At 45.7% G+C, this 14892-nt stretch carries 15 protein-coding genes; 10 read left to right on the top strand and 5 right to left on the bottom strand.

Annotated elements, in window-relative coordinates; all coding sequences use genetic code 11:
- The first annotated feature begins 366 nt into the window (after window positions 1-366).
- Window positions 367-1746: a methyltransferase RsmF C-terminal domain-like protein gene (locus NAF19_RS16440; protein ID WP_252791179.1), complete on the top strand. Its 1380-nt coding sequence runs from the start codon at window positions 367-369 to the stop codon at window positions 1744-1746.
- A 144-nt stretch (window positions 1747-1890) separates the two neighbouring features.
- On the opposite strand, the gene NAF19_RS16435 is transcribed toward NAF19_RS16440, so the two are convergent.
- The 3 genes from NAF19_RS16435 to NAF19_RS16425 form a co-directional block, all read right to left on the bottom strand.
- On the bottom strand, window positions 1891-2502 hold the full coding sequence (locus tag NAF19_RS16435) for a hypothetical protein (RefSeq protein ID WP_252791178.1): 612 nt from the start codon (window positions 2500-2502) through the stop codon (window positions 1891-1893).
- A gap of 37 nt (window positions 2503-2539) precedes the next feature.
- Window positions 2540-2926 (bottom strand): RidA family protein, encoded by a 387-nt coding sequence (locus NAF19_RS16430; protein WP_252791177.1) that lies wholly within the window; start codon window positions 2924-2926, stop codon window positions 2540-2542.
- Between the two features lie 134 nt (window positions 2927-3060).
- Window positions 3061-3591 carry a thioredoxin family protein gene (locus NAF19_RS16425; RefSeq protein WP_252791175.1) on the bottom strand — a complete coding sequence of 177 codons (531 nt, stop codon included), beginning with the start codon at window positions 3589-3591 and terminating at the stop codon, window positions 3061-3063.
- 396 nt (window positions 3592-3987) lie between these two features.
- On the opposite strand from NAF19_RS16425, the gene NAF19_RS16420 reads away from it, so the two are divergent.
- From NAF19_RS16420 to NAF19_RS16410, 3 genes are all read left to right on the top strand, one after another.
- Window positions 3988-7323, top strand: coding sequence for a vitamin B12-dependent ribonucleotide reductase (locus NAF19_RS16420; RefSeq protein ID WP_252791174.1), 3336 nt, complete (start codon window positions 3988-3990; stop codon window positions 7321-7323).
- A 390-nt stretch (window positions 7324-7713) separates the two neighbouring features.
- A complete protein-coding gene (locus NAF19_RS16415; RefSeq protein ID WP_252791173.1) occupies window positions 7714-8202 on the top strand; it encodes a hypothetical protein in 489 nt (162 codons plus the stop codon).
- Window positions 8109-8855 carry a hypothetical protein gene (locus tag NAF19_RS16410; protein ID WP_252791171.1) on the top strand — a complete coding sequence of 249 codons (747 nt, stop codon included), beginning with the start codon at window positions 8109-8111 and terminating at the stop codon, window positions 8853-8855. The genes NAF19_RS16415 and NAF19_RS16410 overlap by 94 nt, the downstream gene beginning before the upstream one ends.
- Here NAF19_RS16410 and NAF19_RS16405 read toward each other — a convergent pair.
- Window positions 8827-9390, bottom strand: a complete 564-nt coding sequence (locus tag NAF19_RS16405; RefSeq protein ID WP_252791170.1) for a dihydrofolate reductase family protein — start codon at window positions 9388-9390, stop codon at window positions 8827-8829. The genes NAF19_RS16410 and NAF19_RS16405 overlap by 29 nt on opposite strands.
- A gap of 423 nt (window positions 9391-9813) precedes the next feature.
- On the opposite strand from NAF19_RS16405, the gene NAF19_RS16400 reads away from it, so the two are divergent.
- The 6 genes from NAF19_RS16400 (at window position 9814) to NAF19_RS16375 (ending at window position 14329) form a co-directional block, all read left to right on the top strand.
- Window positions 9814-10257 (top strand): c-type cytochrome, encoded by a 444-nt coding sequence (locus tag NAF19_RS16400; protein WP_252791169.1) that lies wholly within the window; start codon window positions 9814-9816, stop codon window positions 10255-10257.
- Between the two features lie 40 nt (window positions 10258-10297).
- The gene (locus tag NAF19_RS16395) at window positions 10298-11515 is read left to right on the top strand and encodes a hypothetical protein (RefSeq protein WP_252791167.1); all 1218 of its coding nucleotides are present in this window, start codon (window positions 10298-10300) and stop codon (window positions 11513-11515) included.
- 12 nt (window positions 11516-11527) lie between these two features.
- Window positions 11528-11803, top strand: a complete 276-nt coding sequence (locus NAF19_RS16390; protein ID WP_252791165.1) for a c-type cytochrome — start codon at window positions 11528-11530, stop codon at window positions 11801-11803.
- 574 nt (window positions 11804-12377) lie between these two features.
- On the top strand, window positions 12378-13604 hold the full coding sequence (locus tag NAF19_RS16385) for a hypothetical protein (protein WP_252791164.1): 1227 nt from the start codon (window positions 12378-12380) through the stop codon (window positions 13602-13604).
- Entirely contained in the window at window positions 13576-13950 is a 375-nt protein-coding gene (locus NAF19_RS16380; RefSeq protein WP_252791163.1) for a hypothetical protein, read from the top strand. Before NAF19_RS16385 ends, NAF19_RS16380 begins: the two co-directional genes overlap by 29 nt.
- A 43-nt stretch (window positions 13951-13993) precedes the next feature.
- Entirely contained in the window at window positions 13994-14329 is a 336-nt protein-coding gene (locus NAF19_RS16375; RefSeq protein WP_252791161.1) for a hypothetical protein, read from the top strand.
- A gap of 156 nt (window positions 14330-14485) precedes the next feature.
- Here NAF19_RS16375 and NAF19_RS16370 read toward each other — a convergent pair whose 3' ends face one another.
- On the bottom strand, window positions 14486-14719 hold the full coding sequence (locus NAF19_RS16370; RefSeq protein ID WP_252791160.1) for a hypothetical protein: 234 nt from the start codon (window positions 14717-14719) through the stop codon (window positions 14486-14488).
- Window positions 14720-14892 lie beyond the last annotated feature (173 nt).

Here is a 14892-nt window from a genome sequence, read left to right as displayed (position 1 = left end):
TAGAAACCTTTTTTTAATTCGCAAACTTTATTTTTTTTTATTTTCTAAAGCTTGTTTCCCGCCACCTTTCTCTCTTTTCTCTCCCTCGTTTGCGGGCTGCAAAGATGTGATTTTTTTAGTTATGTGTCAAGTATTATTTTACTTGTTTTTCACTTTATTTTAATCTTCGCAAATCATTCAAAAAACAACGCCTTTTTCCAAAGCGGTCACAAATGTACACAGATTTTGGCATCCTGCAAAAAGAATTTTGCATTAGTTAAAACAATTGTTGTAACTGCTTGTAAACTACCACCTATTTCATCCATCTATTTTTAACACCGGGGCTATAACAATGGCTATTGGCTAATTTGTATCTTTGAAACAGCTATGAGTGAATATATTTTTCCTGAAAATTTTCTTGCTTCTTTAAATAACGAACCGGGTTTTGAGCGCGAAAACTTCGTGGATGCCCACGAAAATATTGCAGCGCCTACATCTATCCGCCTCAATCCTTTTAAAAAATCGGCAGTGAAAACTGGCCGGCAAGTGCCATGGCGTGCCGAAGGGTACTATTTAGACGTGCGTCCATCCTTTACTTTCGACCCGCTTTTCCATGCCGGGTGCTATTATGTACAGGAAGCGTCGTCCATGTTTATCGACCATATATATAAACACATCAACCAAAATAATGACGAGACGCAAAAGGTGCTTGACCTTTGTGCTGCCCCCGGCGGTAAAAGCACGTTGTTAAACTCGGCCATAAAAAGCACCGACCTGCTGGTATCAAACGAAATAATAAAAACGCGCGTGCCTGTTTTATGCGACAACCTTAACCGCTGGGGCACCGCCAACACCATTGTTACCAATAACGACCCGCGCGACTTTACCCGGCTTAGCGGCTTTTTTGATACCATACTGGTTGATGCGCCATGTTCGGGCTCGGGCATGTTCCGTAAAGACCCCGCCGCCATGAATGAATGGAGCGACGCAAACGTGAACCTTTGCCACCAGCGGCAGGAACGTATACTGGCCGATGTTTACCCTGCATTAAAAGAAGAAGGACACCTTATATATAGTACATGCTCCTACTCGCACCAGGAGAACGAGGAAATTGTGGATTGGCTGTGCCGGGAATACAATATGGAAAGCATCCGCATACCTATATATAAGGAGTGGGGAATTGTTGAAACGCAGTCGCCGGAGCATAAGGCCTGGGGCTACCGCTTCTACCCTGGCAGGGTTGAGGGTGAAGGCTTGTTTGCAGCATGCTTAAAAAAGAAGGAACAAACTGATGAAATGCCAATGGTTAAAACCAGGGGGCACCAGAAGCTGGCCCTACAGGAAATTGAGTTGATAAAGAAATACATTATTGAGCCCGACGCCTTTTATTATAATAAGGTGAACGACGACTGGCTGGCGATAAGCCGCGAGCACAAAGAAAGCCTGGACACTTTGCAACGACACCTATATATAAAGAAGTCGGGCGTCCGGATTGGTAAACTAATGGGCAATGATCTGATACCCGACCATGAGTTGGCATTGAGCCTATATATTAATAAGGATAGGGTGTTGCAAACTGAATTAAACCTTAACCAGGCCATCCAATACCTGCGCCGGGACAACATCGACATAAATATTACCGACAAAGGCTGGAGCTTGATGAATTTTGAAGGACAGGCTTTGGGGTGGGCTAAGCTATTGCCGAACAGGATTAATAATTATTTTCCGAAGGAGTTGAGGATATTGGCTAGCGCCCCGGCCCCCTGAAGAGGGAGTTTATTAGCACATGACTTCATACAATTAATACTTTTAGGAACTGGCTTACAGTTGGCCAAGGTGTTGCCGAACGGTATCAATAACTATTTTCTGAAGGTGCTGCGGATATTAAGTTCTTTGCAAATTTAGGATTGACTAATTCAGGTGTCTAATCCAATAGCCGTTGAGGCAACTGCTTAAGTTTTTAAAAATACTGTATTTGTATTCGCGAAAATCGTAGCCGTTTTTACGTTTCTTGATTGCCTTATAGTCTTTGTCAGTAAGCCTATTTATTTGTCTAATATTCTTAAAGGTCTCATCATAATAATTCAAAAGGATTTCCCTCACAACACCGCCTTTAACATTCTCGTCAAACACCGACTCCTCTTTACTGAATGCAAAAGTAAGGCCCTGTTCGTCAAAATAATGTTTATATTCAATATCCCAATCGCCGCTTTCACTAAATGGAATTTGTGCGATAAAGATTATTTTCCCTGCTGGGTTTTTATAAATATTATAAGTATATTCTACCTCGTCGGGCCAATTTTCATTTTTAACCGGGACTAAATTTTCCTTTCCCGGAACTTTTACAAGTATTATTACAGATTTAGTATGCTTACTAATATATTGGTCAATAGCCTCCTTATTGCCCTTTTTCTTTGCAAGAATTGAATCCGTTTGTGGCAGGCGGTATCGCACAGCATGTTCTTTTTGACCTGATAAAAATAATCCGATAATGGCTAATAGTGACAAACAATAGATTTTCATACTTGGGTGGGCCTAACTGTAATTAATAAGGCTTGGACTAAATTACGGCAATACACTCTATCGAAACCAGGATGCCGCCCGGAAATGGCATCACCTGCGGCGCACTTCTGGCAGGTGTTACATTGGGGAAAAAACTGGCGTAAGCCCTGTTGCTAATGGAAAAATCCGGATCAGACCCTGCTACCATAAACATGGTTATCTTCACCACTTTATCCATCGAGCTGCCTGCATCCTCCAAAATGGTTTTAATGTTTTTATAGGCCTGAATAATCTGTGCCTCGTAGCCGCCCTCGGCAAGTTTACCTGCAGTTATATCAACCCCTGTAGTGCCTGATACAAAAACAAAATTGCCGGCAATTACTGCCTGCGGCACAAATGCATTAGGGCGCGGGGCATTGGGGGTGTGAAAAACCTGTGGTTCCATTTGAGATTTGGTAGTTATTATCGCGGCAAAAGTATAAAAATTGGCCTCATCTTCCCGGCCTCAAAATAAAATGCTACAAGCCATTTGGTCTGCAAAATATGGCATCACCAAATGTCTTATTGTTAAAGGCGAATCTATTTCGTTTTCTTCTCGTAACTCTTTGGGTCAAGCGCTTCGGGCGACCAATTCTTAAAAAACTCCATTACTTTTTCTTTGCTGTGGCCCTTCCCTTCTTCCAGGTAGCCTGAGTTTTGGGTATGCAGGCGGGTTCCTTTATCATCCAGCACAATAAAGACAGGGAAACCAAAACGCTGCGGATAGCCAAGTTCGGCAAGCAACGCTTCGTTCTCGTTTTCTTTGCTGTAGTTTACGTGTACGATAACATAATTGGCGCGTACGTATTTATCAAGCTCGGGATCGTGAACAACCAAATCGTTAAAACGTATGCACCAGATGCACCAGTTACCGCCAATTTGCAGTAACACATTTTTGTGCTGCGCAGCAGCCTGCTTCACGGCATTGGCAATATCAGCCTTGGCATTAGCATTGGGGTGATATAATTTGGCGGTATCAGTTTGCTTAACAGTGGGCGTAGTACCTGGAATCTGCGCATGGGCGGCAAGGCCTATAGTGATGAATGCTACAATAAACAATAGTTTTTTCATGTTTTATTTATCTTGATGTAATGATTTACTAAATTCTGCAATTTAATTGATTTGTGCAACCCGGCACGTTTTGTTCGTATGAGTGCATCGCATACACCTTCGCAATCAACCGCTGAATAACGCATAGGGCCTATGCAATACGCCTCTACAATATGTTTTTCCCGCCATCCCATCGATGGTAAATGAACCTGTCAGCGACCTACCAAAAAATAACGTTTTCAACACTGTTAAATCATTGTAATCTAATTATTTAATCAACCCTTCAGCACTAGGGGGCACCTTCTCCACCCGGTGTGGAAAACTCTGCATTGGATTCCCTTATAATGAGTAATAGATTTACTCAAAACCCCAAAGTTTTTTAAACTGACACTTCTGTTTTACTACACACGCATCGATATGAGAGAAGATATTTACAAGAAAAAATCAGCCGACAACAATAAAGGATTAAAAGTTGACAGGTACTTCACTAAAGAAGGCGTCAGTGTTTTTGATTTATTTAAATTCGAAAAACGCTCATCAGTAATCCGCAATCCATCGGGCGACGCTGTATTTGAAATGAACGACGTGGAAGTGCCGGTAACCTGGAGCCAGGTTGCAACCGACATACTGGCGCAAAAGTACTTCCGTAAAGCAGGCGTTCCGCTGCCTGATGGCACCACAGGTTCGGAAAAAAGCATTAAACAGGTTGCCAACCGGATGGCAAAATGCTGGAAGGACTGGGGCATACGTTATAATTACTTTGCCACACCAAAAGACGCCGATATATTTTACGATGAAATAGTTTACACCATTACCGGGCAGCTGGCAGCGCCAAACTCGCCGCAATGGTTCAATACGGGGCTGCACAACTCATATGGTATTACCGGCAAACCACAGGGACATTACTTTGTTGACCCGACGACCGACGAGTTAAGTAAATCAACTTCGGCTTACGAGCGCCCGCAACCCCATGCCTGCTTTATACTTTCTGTTGATGACGACTTGGTGAACGAAGGCGGTATAATGGATTTATGGGTGCGCGAGGCCAGGATATTTAAATATGGTTCGGGCGTTGGTACCAACTTCTCGAAAATACGGGGCGATAACGAAAAACTTGCAGGCGGTGGTTACTCATCGGGATTGATGTCGTTTTTAAAAATAGGCGACAGGGCTGCGGGTGCCATCAAATCGGGCGGAACAACCCGACGGGCGGCCAAAATGGTTTGCCTGGATCTGGACCACCCCGAAATTGAAAGCTTTGTAAACTGGAAAGTTGAAGAAGAAAAGAAAGTGGCTGCGCTGATAGCTGCCGGTTATTCGTCCGATTATGAGGGCGAAGCTTACCGCACCGTATCTGGTCAAAATTCAAATAACTCGGTACGTATACCAAATAGCTTTTTTAAAGCCTTAAAAGATGGAAAGCCATGGGACTTAACCAGCAGGATATCCGGCAAGGCGATAAAATCGGTGGCATCACAAAAATTATGGGATGATATAGCATTTGCTGCATGGGCCTGCGCCGACCCCGGCGTTCAGTTCGACAGCACCATTAACGAGTGGCATACCTGCCCCGAAGGCGGCCGCATCAATGCCTCGAACCCCTGCTCAGAGTACATGTTTTTGGATAACACGGCCTGTAACCTGGCATCTATTAACCTTGCGCATTTTTTCGACACAAAAACACGCGTATTTGATGTAAAAGGCTTTGAACATGCCTGCCGGATATGGACGATAGTATTGGAAATATCAGTGTTGATGGCACAGTTCCCATCAAAAGAAGTTGCGCAATTATCATATGATTACCGCACCCTAGGTTTGGGCTATGCTAACCTTGGTTCGGCCCTGATGGTTAACGGCATTCCTTACGACAGTAACAAAGCCCGTGCAATTGGCGGCGCTATCACCGCTATCATGACCGGTACCGCATACGCAACTTCGGCCGAAATGGCAAGAGAACTTGGGACGTTTAAACGTTTTGAAGATAACAAACAGCATATGCTGCGTGTAATGCGCAACCACCGCTATGCTGCCTATAACAGCACCGGAAATTACGAGGGACTGGAAATAGCCCCTCCCGGAATTGAGCAGGCTGATTGCCCGGATTACCTATTATCTGCAGCCTGCAATGCTTGGGACAAAGCCGTTGAAATGGGCGAACAATATGGCTACCGCAATGCACAAACCACCGTTATTGCCCCAACCGGCACCATCGGTTTGGTGATGGATTGCGACACCACCGGCATCGAGCCTGATTTCGCTTTGGTGAAATTTAAAAAACTATCTGGCGGCGGCTACTTTAAGATAATTAACCAGGCCGTGCCCGAAGCTTTGAGCAACTTAGGTTATGCGCCACACGAAGTTACTGCCATAGTAAACTATGCAAAAGGCGCAGCCACGCTAAATGGTGCACCGCATATAAACAACGGAACTTTAAGGGCGAAAGGCTTAACCGATGATGAACTTGAGAAACTGGATAAGGGCTTAATTGCCGCTTTCGAGATCAGCTTTGCATTTAATATATGGAGCTTAGGCGAGGAATGTTTGAAACGCCTTGGCTTTACCGCTGAACAATACAACGCGCCGGACTTTAATGTGCTGCGCGGACTGGGCTTTAGCCGTAAGGAAATTGCCGAAGCCAACGAGTTCATCTGCGGCACCATGACCATTGAAGGGGCGCCGTATTTAAAACAAGAGCACTATCCGATATTTGATTGTGCCAACAAATGCGGCGCAAAAGGCGAGCGTTATATCCACTCACATGGCCACATCAAAATGATGGCGGCGGCACAGCCGTTCCTATCGGGTGCTATATCAAAAACCATTAACCTGCCCAACGAGGCCAATGTTGATGAGATAAAAGATTGCTACGAGCTATCATGGAAACTCGGCCTTAAAGCCAATGCGCTTTATCGCGACGGTTGTAAACTATCGCAGCCGCTATCCACCAAATCGGATACTAAGGAGGAAAAAGAAGAAGTTACCGAAAAGCTTGATACTGTTGAAGAAGTATTGGGCGAAGCTGCAAACGTTAAACTAAGCGATCTGACCAGCGAGCAGGTAATTGAAGCGGCCATGGCGATCATGGAAAAATCGAAAGACACCAACTTTATGCGCCAGCTGTCGCGCGTGGTCCAGAAAAAGAGCCTGCCATTTAAACGGCGTGGCTATACGCAAAAAGCAAGTATTGACGGGCAAACGGTGTTTGTTCGTACCGGTGAGTATGAAGACGGCACTTTGGGCGAAATCTTTGTCGACATGCACAAAGAGGGTGCCACCTTCCGCTCACTGATGAACTGTTTTGCCATTGCAGTTTCGGTTGGTTTGCAGTATGGCGTACCGCTGGAAGAGTATGTAGAGAAGTTTACCTTCACCAGGTTTGAGCCGGCAGGTATGGTGGTTGGCCATGCCAATATTAAAAGTGCTACCAGTATTATCGATTACATCTTCCGGATGCTGGGCTACGAATACCAGGACCGCACCGACCTTGTACACGTAGTAACCGAGCAAAAAGGCATCACCGGCAACCCGCAAATGGACAATAGCGATATTAATACAGACGAAAGCAACGTTTATGCAGCGCCTGTTGTTAATAAATTGTCAACAGAAAATGGGAATTTGAAAAAATATAGTGTAGATTTAAGCATGGGAGTGCAAAGCGATGCCCCGGCCTGCAATACCTGCGGCCATACAACCATACGCTCGGGCACTTGTTATAAGTGTTTAAATTGCGGAGCATCGATGGGATGCTCGTGAAAGAGGTGAAAGGATAAAGGTTGTGTTGAAGAAGAGAATACATAAGGTTAAAGCTGTAGTGGATAACGGATGGAAAAGCAATGACTAATGACTACTGAAAAATGACCTTTTTCAATCAGGCGTTTTGTGTTCAGTTTTATAGTTTACTTTAGTTGGCCCCGGAGTAGTTAACCGGGGCTTTTTTGTGGGGTTAAAGTTAAGTTTAGCCAGTTTATCTGCCTGAGTTAATAATCGCCTGCACCGTACCTCGCCCTGGAAAAAGGTTAGCCTTAGCGGATAATTCTACGCCACAGTAAGGGCTGATACCAAAATTACGTCCGGCTATTGATATGCTTATCTATCAATAATCAATAAGTATTTCTTCACTACAGCGCCGGCGAATTTTACGAAGTGCCAGTTTGGGTAACCTCATTTTCGGCCGATGATGCTGCCGCCTTTAACCATGTGTCGCAGTTGAGCAGTGCGTTAAATTCGGCAATAGCTGGTAATTTTAATGATATCATCAAATTAATACCCGACTCGCTCAATTCGTACGCCTGTTACAACAACCTGGTTACCGAAGCCAAAAATGACGAAGCCGCTATCGCCGGCCAGGCCACCAGCCAGGCCAATACCTTTATAACGGCCTTGCAGGCTAAACTTACGGCTGTTTATACCGCTATTAAACAGTTTCAGAAGCAAAAAATGCGACGGGCGCAAACCCGATTCTGCAGTTCAGCCAGTAGGGCAACGCATTTATCACGCTGGCAGGCAGTTTACCCGCCGAGGTGGACAGCCTTAAAAACATGGTATCGGCGACCGCTTTTGCAGCCAGCGCAAACGCCCAAAAACTTTATACCGATTTCAAGGCCTGTAACGCCATTCTGCAGGCCGATGTAAAGCTGGTATCGGGTGTTTATTATGCCGTAGCAAACCTGCTGCAGCCCATGCAGAGCAATGCCACCGCCGCCCAGCAGCTAACCGGCAGCGTTTTCGATGTAAATATTAACCAGATACCGCCGAAAGGCTACATCGATTTAAAATATTCGGGCAACCGTCAAAATGGCGACGAAATTGAAATAAAGCTGGTAACCCGCTCAAAGGATGATATCGCCAAAAACCAGCCCGGCTTAACGCTTGACGACCAGATTATTGAAATGCAGCAGATATCCTTCTATTCCGAATCTACCATTGGGGTAATTTTGGCCAGTCCGCCGGGCAGCAGCAGCCAGGTGACGCTTAAAAACAAGTTCCAGTTTGCCCCTTCCGGCAGCCTGGTAGTAAAATTTGGCAGTCGAACCAACCGGTTCTGGAATACCGTTAACCCCGGCGTAGGCTTTAATATATCCACCCCCGATTTTAACCTGGATGGCACCCCTGATGTTAGCTACGCTGGCGTGTTTACCCTATTCCATAATTCTGTGAGTGCCGGCTGGGCGTACAATACCAAAACCAGCAGCCAGTTCTGGTTCTTCGGTCTGTCGCGGCCGTTTACAACCTTTGGCCTGCCGCCCGGCATGTTGATCACCTCACCGGCACATATTCCAGGATAAGAACGCTGTTGGTGATAACCGAGTGTTTAAGCTCAAATTTCTTTAATTCCCGGTTGTCATCGAATATCTTCAATCCGCCGCCTACGGAAAGCGGATACACCATCAGCCGCAACTCGTCGACCAGGTCGTGGTGGATCAGGGCCTTTACGAGCGTGGCGCTCCCATAAACCAGGATATCGCCCCCCTCGGTTTCCTTAAGGGCCGATACATCTTTGGCCACGTCGCGAAGGATATGGCTGTTGTTCCAATCCGCTTTTTCAAGGCTCCGGGACACCACATATTTCGGATACCGGTTGATGGGGTCGGCAAATGCGTTGCCGGCTTGGGCGGGCCAGTAACCGGCGAACTGTTCATACGTGTTTTTACCCAGCAACAAGGCGTCAACGCTGGCAAGCTCGTTAATCTTGTAATCCCCTGTACCCGGGGCTTTATGGCCCGCTTGCCAACCGCCATGAGGATGAGGGGTTTCATCACCGCCCGGCGCCTCTACAACACCATCAAGGGTGATGAATTCGGTTACTATAATTTTTCGCATGATTCCTTTTTTGTAAAGGTAGCGCACGTAGTTTGCCCAAAACGGGGGAGACAGAGCCATTAAAAGGGGGGATTTGCGCCAGCAGACCGGGCTTTATTTTTGCTGTTTTCTGTCCCCGCAGGGTCTCTCGACAGAGGACCCTGTGGCGGGTTTGAAGAAATTTATGAATTAGAAAAAACTTATACAATTATTGTGATCAGCTATTTTACTTTCCATGCTCGTAAAGCGTTCCATTTTTACACGCGGAACACCCGGAACGCTGTGAAACATACTGATTATCAGGCGTTATATTTAAAACTATGGCTAAATCACGTAAATGTATTCATTCCAAATAGTGACCACCGTCATCTTCTGGTATGCCAGCAATCATTACCTATACGGTTGGTTAACCCTAAGTTTGCTATCATTTATTAATCGCAAGTCATGAAAATATTACCCCTTAACAAGTTTGCCAATTCAAAATCAATGAGTTACGTATTTTTTATTGCCGTTGCATTTTTTGTGTTAATGAGCAATAAAACCGTAGCCCAGCGTATTCCATGGAACGCGCCCCAGGTGGCTAAAGACGTAAAAAATCCGCTAAGCGGCGAAAAAACCGCCCTTATTGAGGGCAAAAGCCTGTATATGGCTAATTGCGCGCCCTGCCATGGTGATAAAGGAACAGGCAATGGCCCCGCGGCCCAGGCACTGACTCCCAAACCGGCCGACCACTCGTCAGCTGTTGTGCAAAGCGAGACAGATGGGTCATTATTTTGGAAACTTTCCGAAGGGCGTAACCCGATGCCATCCTACAAGAAAATATTGACAGACAAACAACGCTGGGAACTGGTTGACTATATCCGCACCCTTGCGAAGGCCGGCAAATAAATTACTCTCAACAGATTATAAAACACTTAAATCTGATTTTATGAAAATTCTTATAAAAAAAGCCAGGTACGTGGCTGCGGCATTTATGCTTACGCTATCCGCAAATGCCGTTGTGGCACAACAAGGCGCTATAGATACAACTGTAGTGAACCGCATAGCCGCGCTGGAGCAACAAGTAGCCGACCAAAAACCGGGCGAAAGCCATTTTATGGTAGCTGGCCTCGCAACATTTGGTTATGTTAGAAGTAAAACAACATTTACCCCTCCGGGCGGTGTAAGCCAATCAGTAAAAGCTAACAGCTTTGGCGATGCTGATCACTATGAGTTAAGCCCTATGCTGTTATGGCGCCATGGCAATAATTTATTGGTGGAATTTGAGCCATCATTTGATGGAAAAGCACTTGGGGTAAACTGGGCGAACGTATCGTATTTTGCCGCGCCGGGACTTATTATTCACGCTGGGTATTTTGTGGTTCCGTTCGGAATTTATAATAAGCGCCTGGCCGCCGGGTGGATAGACAAACTTGCAGGCGACCCCGCAGGTTTTGATTTACCCGGAACTGATTTCGGTATAGGCCTTAGTGGCGGCCTGCCTTTGGGTGATATGAAATGGAGTTACGATGTGAGCCTTACCAACGGACTGCAGCTTTTGCCCGACGGCGAGCTTCAAAACGCAGGCATAGTTGACAATAACAAGGGCAAAATGGTAAGCGGGCGTTTTTCGTTATTGCCGCTGTCAAATTCAAGTCTCGAAATTGGCGTTTCGGCATTGTATAGCGGCATAGGCGATGAAGGCTCGGGCTATAATCATCCGCAAGCAAAAATGTTTGGCGCCGACATTAATTTTGTGCGCACATTCGACCCGCTATTGGTAAACGCTAAAGCGCAATACAACAAAATTAATGTAAACAACCAAAGCTATTTCGCTCCCGACTCATCCTTGTATTCTTTTACAAATAAAACCTCTTCTTCATTCGCCCAGTTATCCGTACGACCGGTAGGGGTTTCGGGTAGTTTTTTAAAAGACGTTGAATTTGCTTTCAGGTATTCTAATTATACAACACCCAAAAGTTCGGCATGGGGACAAAATTTTCATGAAGAAGATTATGGCGTAGATTATTGGCTAAGCTGGCGGACCGTTTTAAAATTCACCTACGCACGGTCGCACGGGTTAAGCACCGCCAGCACACTTGCCGGGGGCACCCTGGGCATAACAAACACTAATAGCATTTATTTACAGTTTGCAATTGAGCTTTAAAAAGATTTTTTTATGAAAAAGTTTGAAATTAAACCTAAAACATGGTTATTGATAGCCGGTATAACTATCGTTATAGCCACCGTATCGGGCAGCTGTGTCGAAAGTAAAAAAATTGCTTTAAAAAGCGGCGCCCAGCTTTGGTCCGAAAATTGCCAGCGGTGCCACAACACACCATCGCCGACCTCGTTTTCGCACCAGGAATGGATAACAGTCGGCATGCACATGCAAACACGGGCGCAGCTTACCGATAAAGAAAGAGACAAGATAATAGCCTTTTTGTGTCAGTAAACAGCCCCTGGTAAACCTCACGGTTTGTGGCTTGCTGACAGGTAACAAACCGTGAGGTAAACGGACAAATTCGTAATATTACTCTTAGTTAAAAAGCAGCCGACCTTGACGCGGGCCAAAAGCCTGGAATCTTGCAGCAACTGAAAGATCGCTTGCGACAGCAGCGAATTGTTGCCAGTAGAAAAGGGTTGGTGAAGAAAATGGTTTAAGAAAGGTCTAGGTGAAAGCGCTAGCAACGGGCTGCATGCACCCAAAGCGTTCCATTTTCCCACGCGGAACACCCGGAACGCTGTGAAACATGCTGATTATCAAGCATTCTATTTTTGCTTAACGGCTAAATCATTGTAATTAACAAATCAACAGCTATAAAATTCCTGCCGTTGTTGGTGACAACACCATAGAGCTTATCGCATGTTGGTCACAAAACCAATATGCGAATCGACTCCGCAAAGAAGCTGGTTTATCTAATGAATGACGTTGACTATTTGCATTTTTAACCCGTTAAAGATTATTTCGGAAAAAGTTGCAAATGCCAAACAAAAGATTAGCTTTGGGTGGTCCTAACCCTTATAATATGAAACCCAAAACCAATCACACTAAACAAACATTCGCTATTGCTATTCGCCCCGTATTGGACGGGCTCACCATGTATTTTCATGAAAGCAACTCCGCACTCTTAAAAAAAGGCAGCGCCGCAAACAGGGTATTTTTATCCCTCATTATCATGGTAGCTCTTTTCATGACGGGGTGCAACAACAGCCCAAAGTCGTTATCGTCTGGCGCTTATACTACCGCTGTTGCCAAAACCGATACGCCGGCTACGGTTTTGTCGCCCGTTATTCCCGGCGATGTTCAGATTCCGGCAGGCACCAAAGTGTCGCCGATTGTTTTTTTTAACGATTACTCCTGGAAAATTTTTGTTGCCCTTACATGGCCCGCCAAACAAGGCGAAAGGGGCGTAGCCGACAGCTCAAAGAAAATTACCGACCCGGGGCCACGCGTGTTCGAAACCTATAAAACAGTATCTGAAGTATTTCAGCCGGATGCATCCGAACCTTCGGACTGGAATGTGTATGATGCTAAAAACCCGGCGCATATTACACCCGCGTTCGGCGAGATTGTGCTCGGGTCCTACAATCACCTGGATTTCCTGGGGCAGGCGGGTATGGTAGCAGGCGAGCTTAATGGTCCGGTGGCCACTTCGAATGATAAATATACCATGGTGCTTACCGGTTACAACGAAAATGAATTTAACGAGATAAAGGGCAAAAAATGGTTCTTAAAAGTAAACCTTAAAGACGGCCTTAGATTTCAAAACGGGGCAATAGATGTAAAAACTGCCTGGATGGATATGGAAGGCCTGAGCGATGCAAAGCGTGCGCGTTATTATACAACCATGGCATGGGTAATGAACCAGGACCCCAAAGGCGATTTTAAATATACGAAACGGTTAGTAGGCCTGGTAGGAATGCACATAGTGCAAAAGACCCCGACACGCCCGCAATGGATATGGTCGACATACGAGCAGGTGGATAACATTAGCGGGGAAGAAGGGGCGGAAACACCCTACAATTATAACAGGGCGGGTGCCGATACTGCCGATATTACTGGCCCGAACCCCAATGTGCTGCTGCCTTCGTTAACCTGGCCTGCTAAATTCTATAACTTGAGCCGTGCCAAACCGATTAACCAGTACACCAAAATGGCTAATGCCCGTTACCAAAAAGCGCTGAAAGATGCAGGTTCTGTGGGGGCAATATTACAAGCTGGTAATGACACAGTGGCCCACTCCCCCCAATAAGCCCGATATGAACGGCAAGGCTAAGAATACTATTCCGGGTGCTAAAAATAATGACGACCCGGCAAACCCCAGGCTAAAAAGCGACTCCACCTCTTTCGCGAACATTACGATGGAAACATACGAGCAGTCGCTTATTTCCACCGGCTGCATGAATTGCCATGATATAGCAAGAAATAACGCCGATTTTCTTTTTACCATGTTTAACCATGCAGGGCCGAAACCGGAAATTCCAAACGACCCGGTATTATTATTCAAAAGCTTACGGGCGGCGGGCCACCCGCAAAGTAAGCAGATGCAGGAACTTGAAAAACTGCTTACACCCGAACCGAAAAAAGCAAAGCACTAATTATGCCACTTATACACTAAATCTTGTTTAATAAAACCACATCATGACAAAAATTAATTCTTACAAAGAGTTGCAGGATTTCCTTACCAAGGTAATTACTGACAACGGCCAGTATGACGATACCGACGGTGCGCCACATGGCGTTTTCTGGAAAGACATGACTTATACGCAATTCACTACCGGTAATGTACCCGTGGTGGGTGGCGGCAGGCTACGCGTACTTATCCCGGGAAACCCGGACGGATCTACGCTTATCAGCATTTTGAAAGCTCCTTTTGGCGGTTACCGTCGGATGCCCGCTGTGGGCCCGCCATTTTTTACCGACGACCAGGTTGCATCGGTTGCCGATTGGATCAGCCGCAATTGCCCAGAGAACTAGTAAGAAAATATTTCCGGTAGCCCGGATAGCAAATTCAGGTATCCGGATTAGGCTCCCTGGCCGCTATCCGCTAGTCTCCGACTACGGATACACTATGCTTGTAGTCTTCGACTACAAGCATAGATAGGCAAAAACCCCTTTATTAAGCAATCTTTTTTAATAACAAGTCGGCCTGTCGCCGTTGTTGGTGTTGTCACCAACAACCGACGATTTTTGTATTGTGCACGATACGGCATCATTGTCCGCGACTTTTTGCACACCATACAGATTATCGCAAACTACACGCGTAACTAATCCGCAGTCAGGGCGGACAGCAGGTTCCACGCCCGAAAAGCGTTCCATTTTTACACGCGGAACACCCGGAACGCTGTGAAACATGCTGATTATCATGATATTGGAATAATTTCCGTATTCATGCGTGAATTTCGCTCGCAGATTTTACTCACCCGGTCGACGCTGCGCTGGACCACCCTCTCTACCGCGGGCCGTAAAGAGGGAAGAAAAAAATCAAAAAATTAAAAATTTCTCCTTCCCTCTTTTTTGCTTGGTGATCGTTGCACAAC

Source organism: Mucilaginibacter flavidus (assembly GCF_024055575.1).
In the GTDB taxonomy this organism is placed as follows: domain Bacteria; phylum Bacteroidota; class Bacteroidia; order Sphingobacteriales; family Sphingobacteriaceae; genus Mucilaginibacter; species Mucilaginibacter flavidus.
The sequence above is the reverse complement of the archived record's forward strand: the minus strand, read 5'-3'. Positions and strand labels throughout refer to the sequence as shown.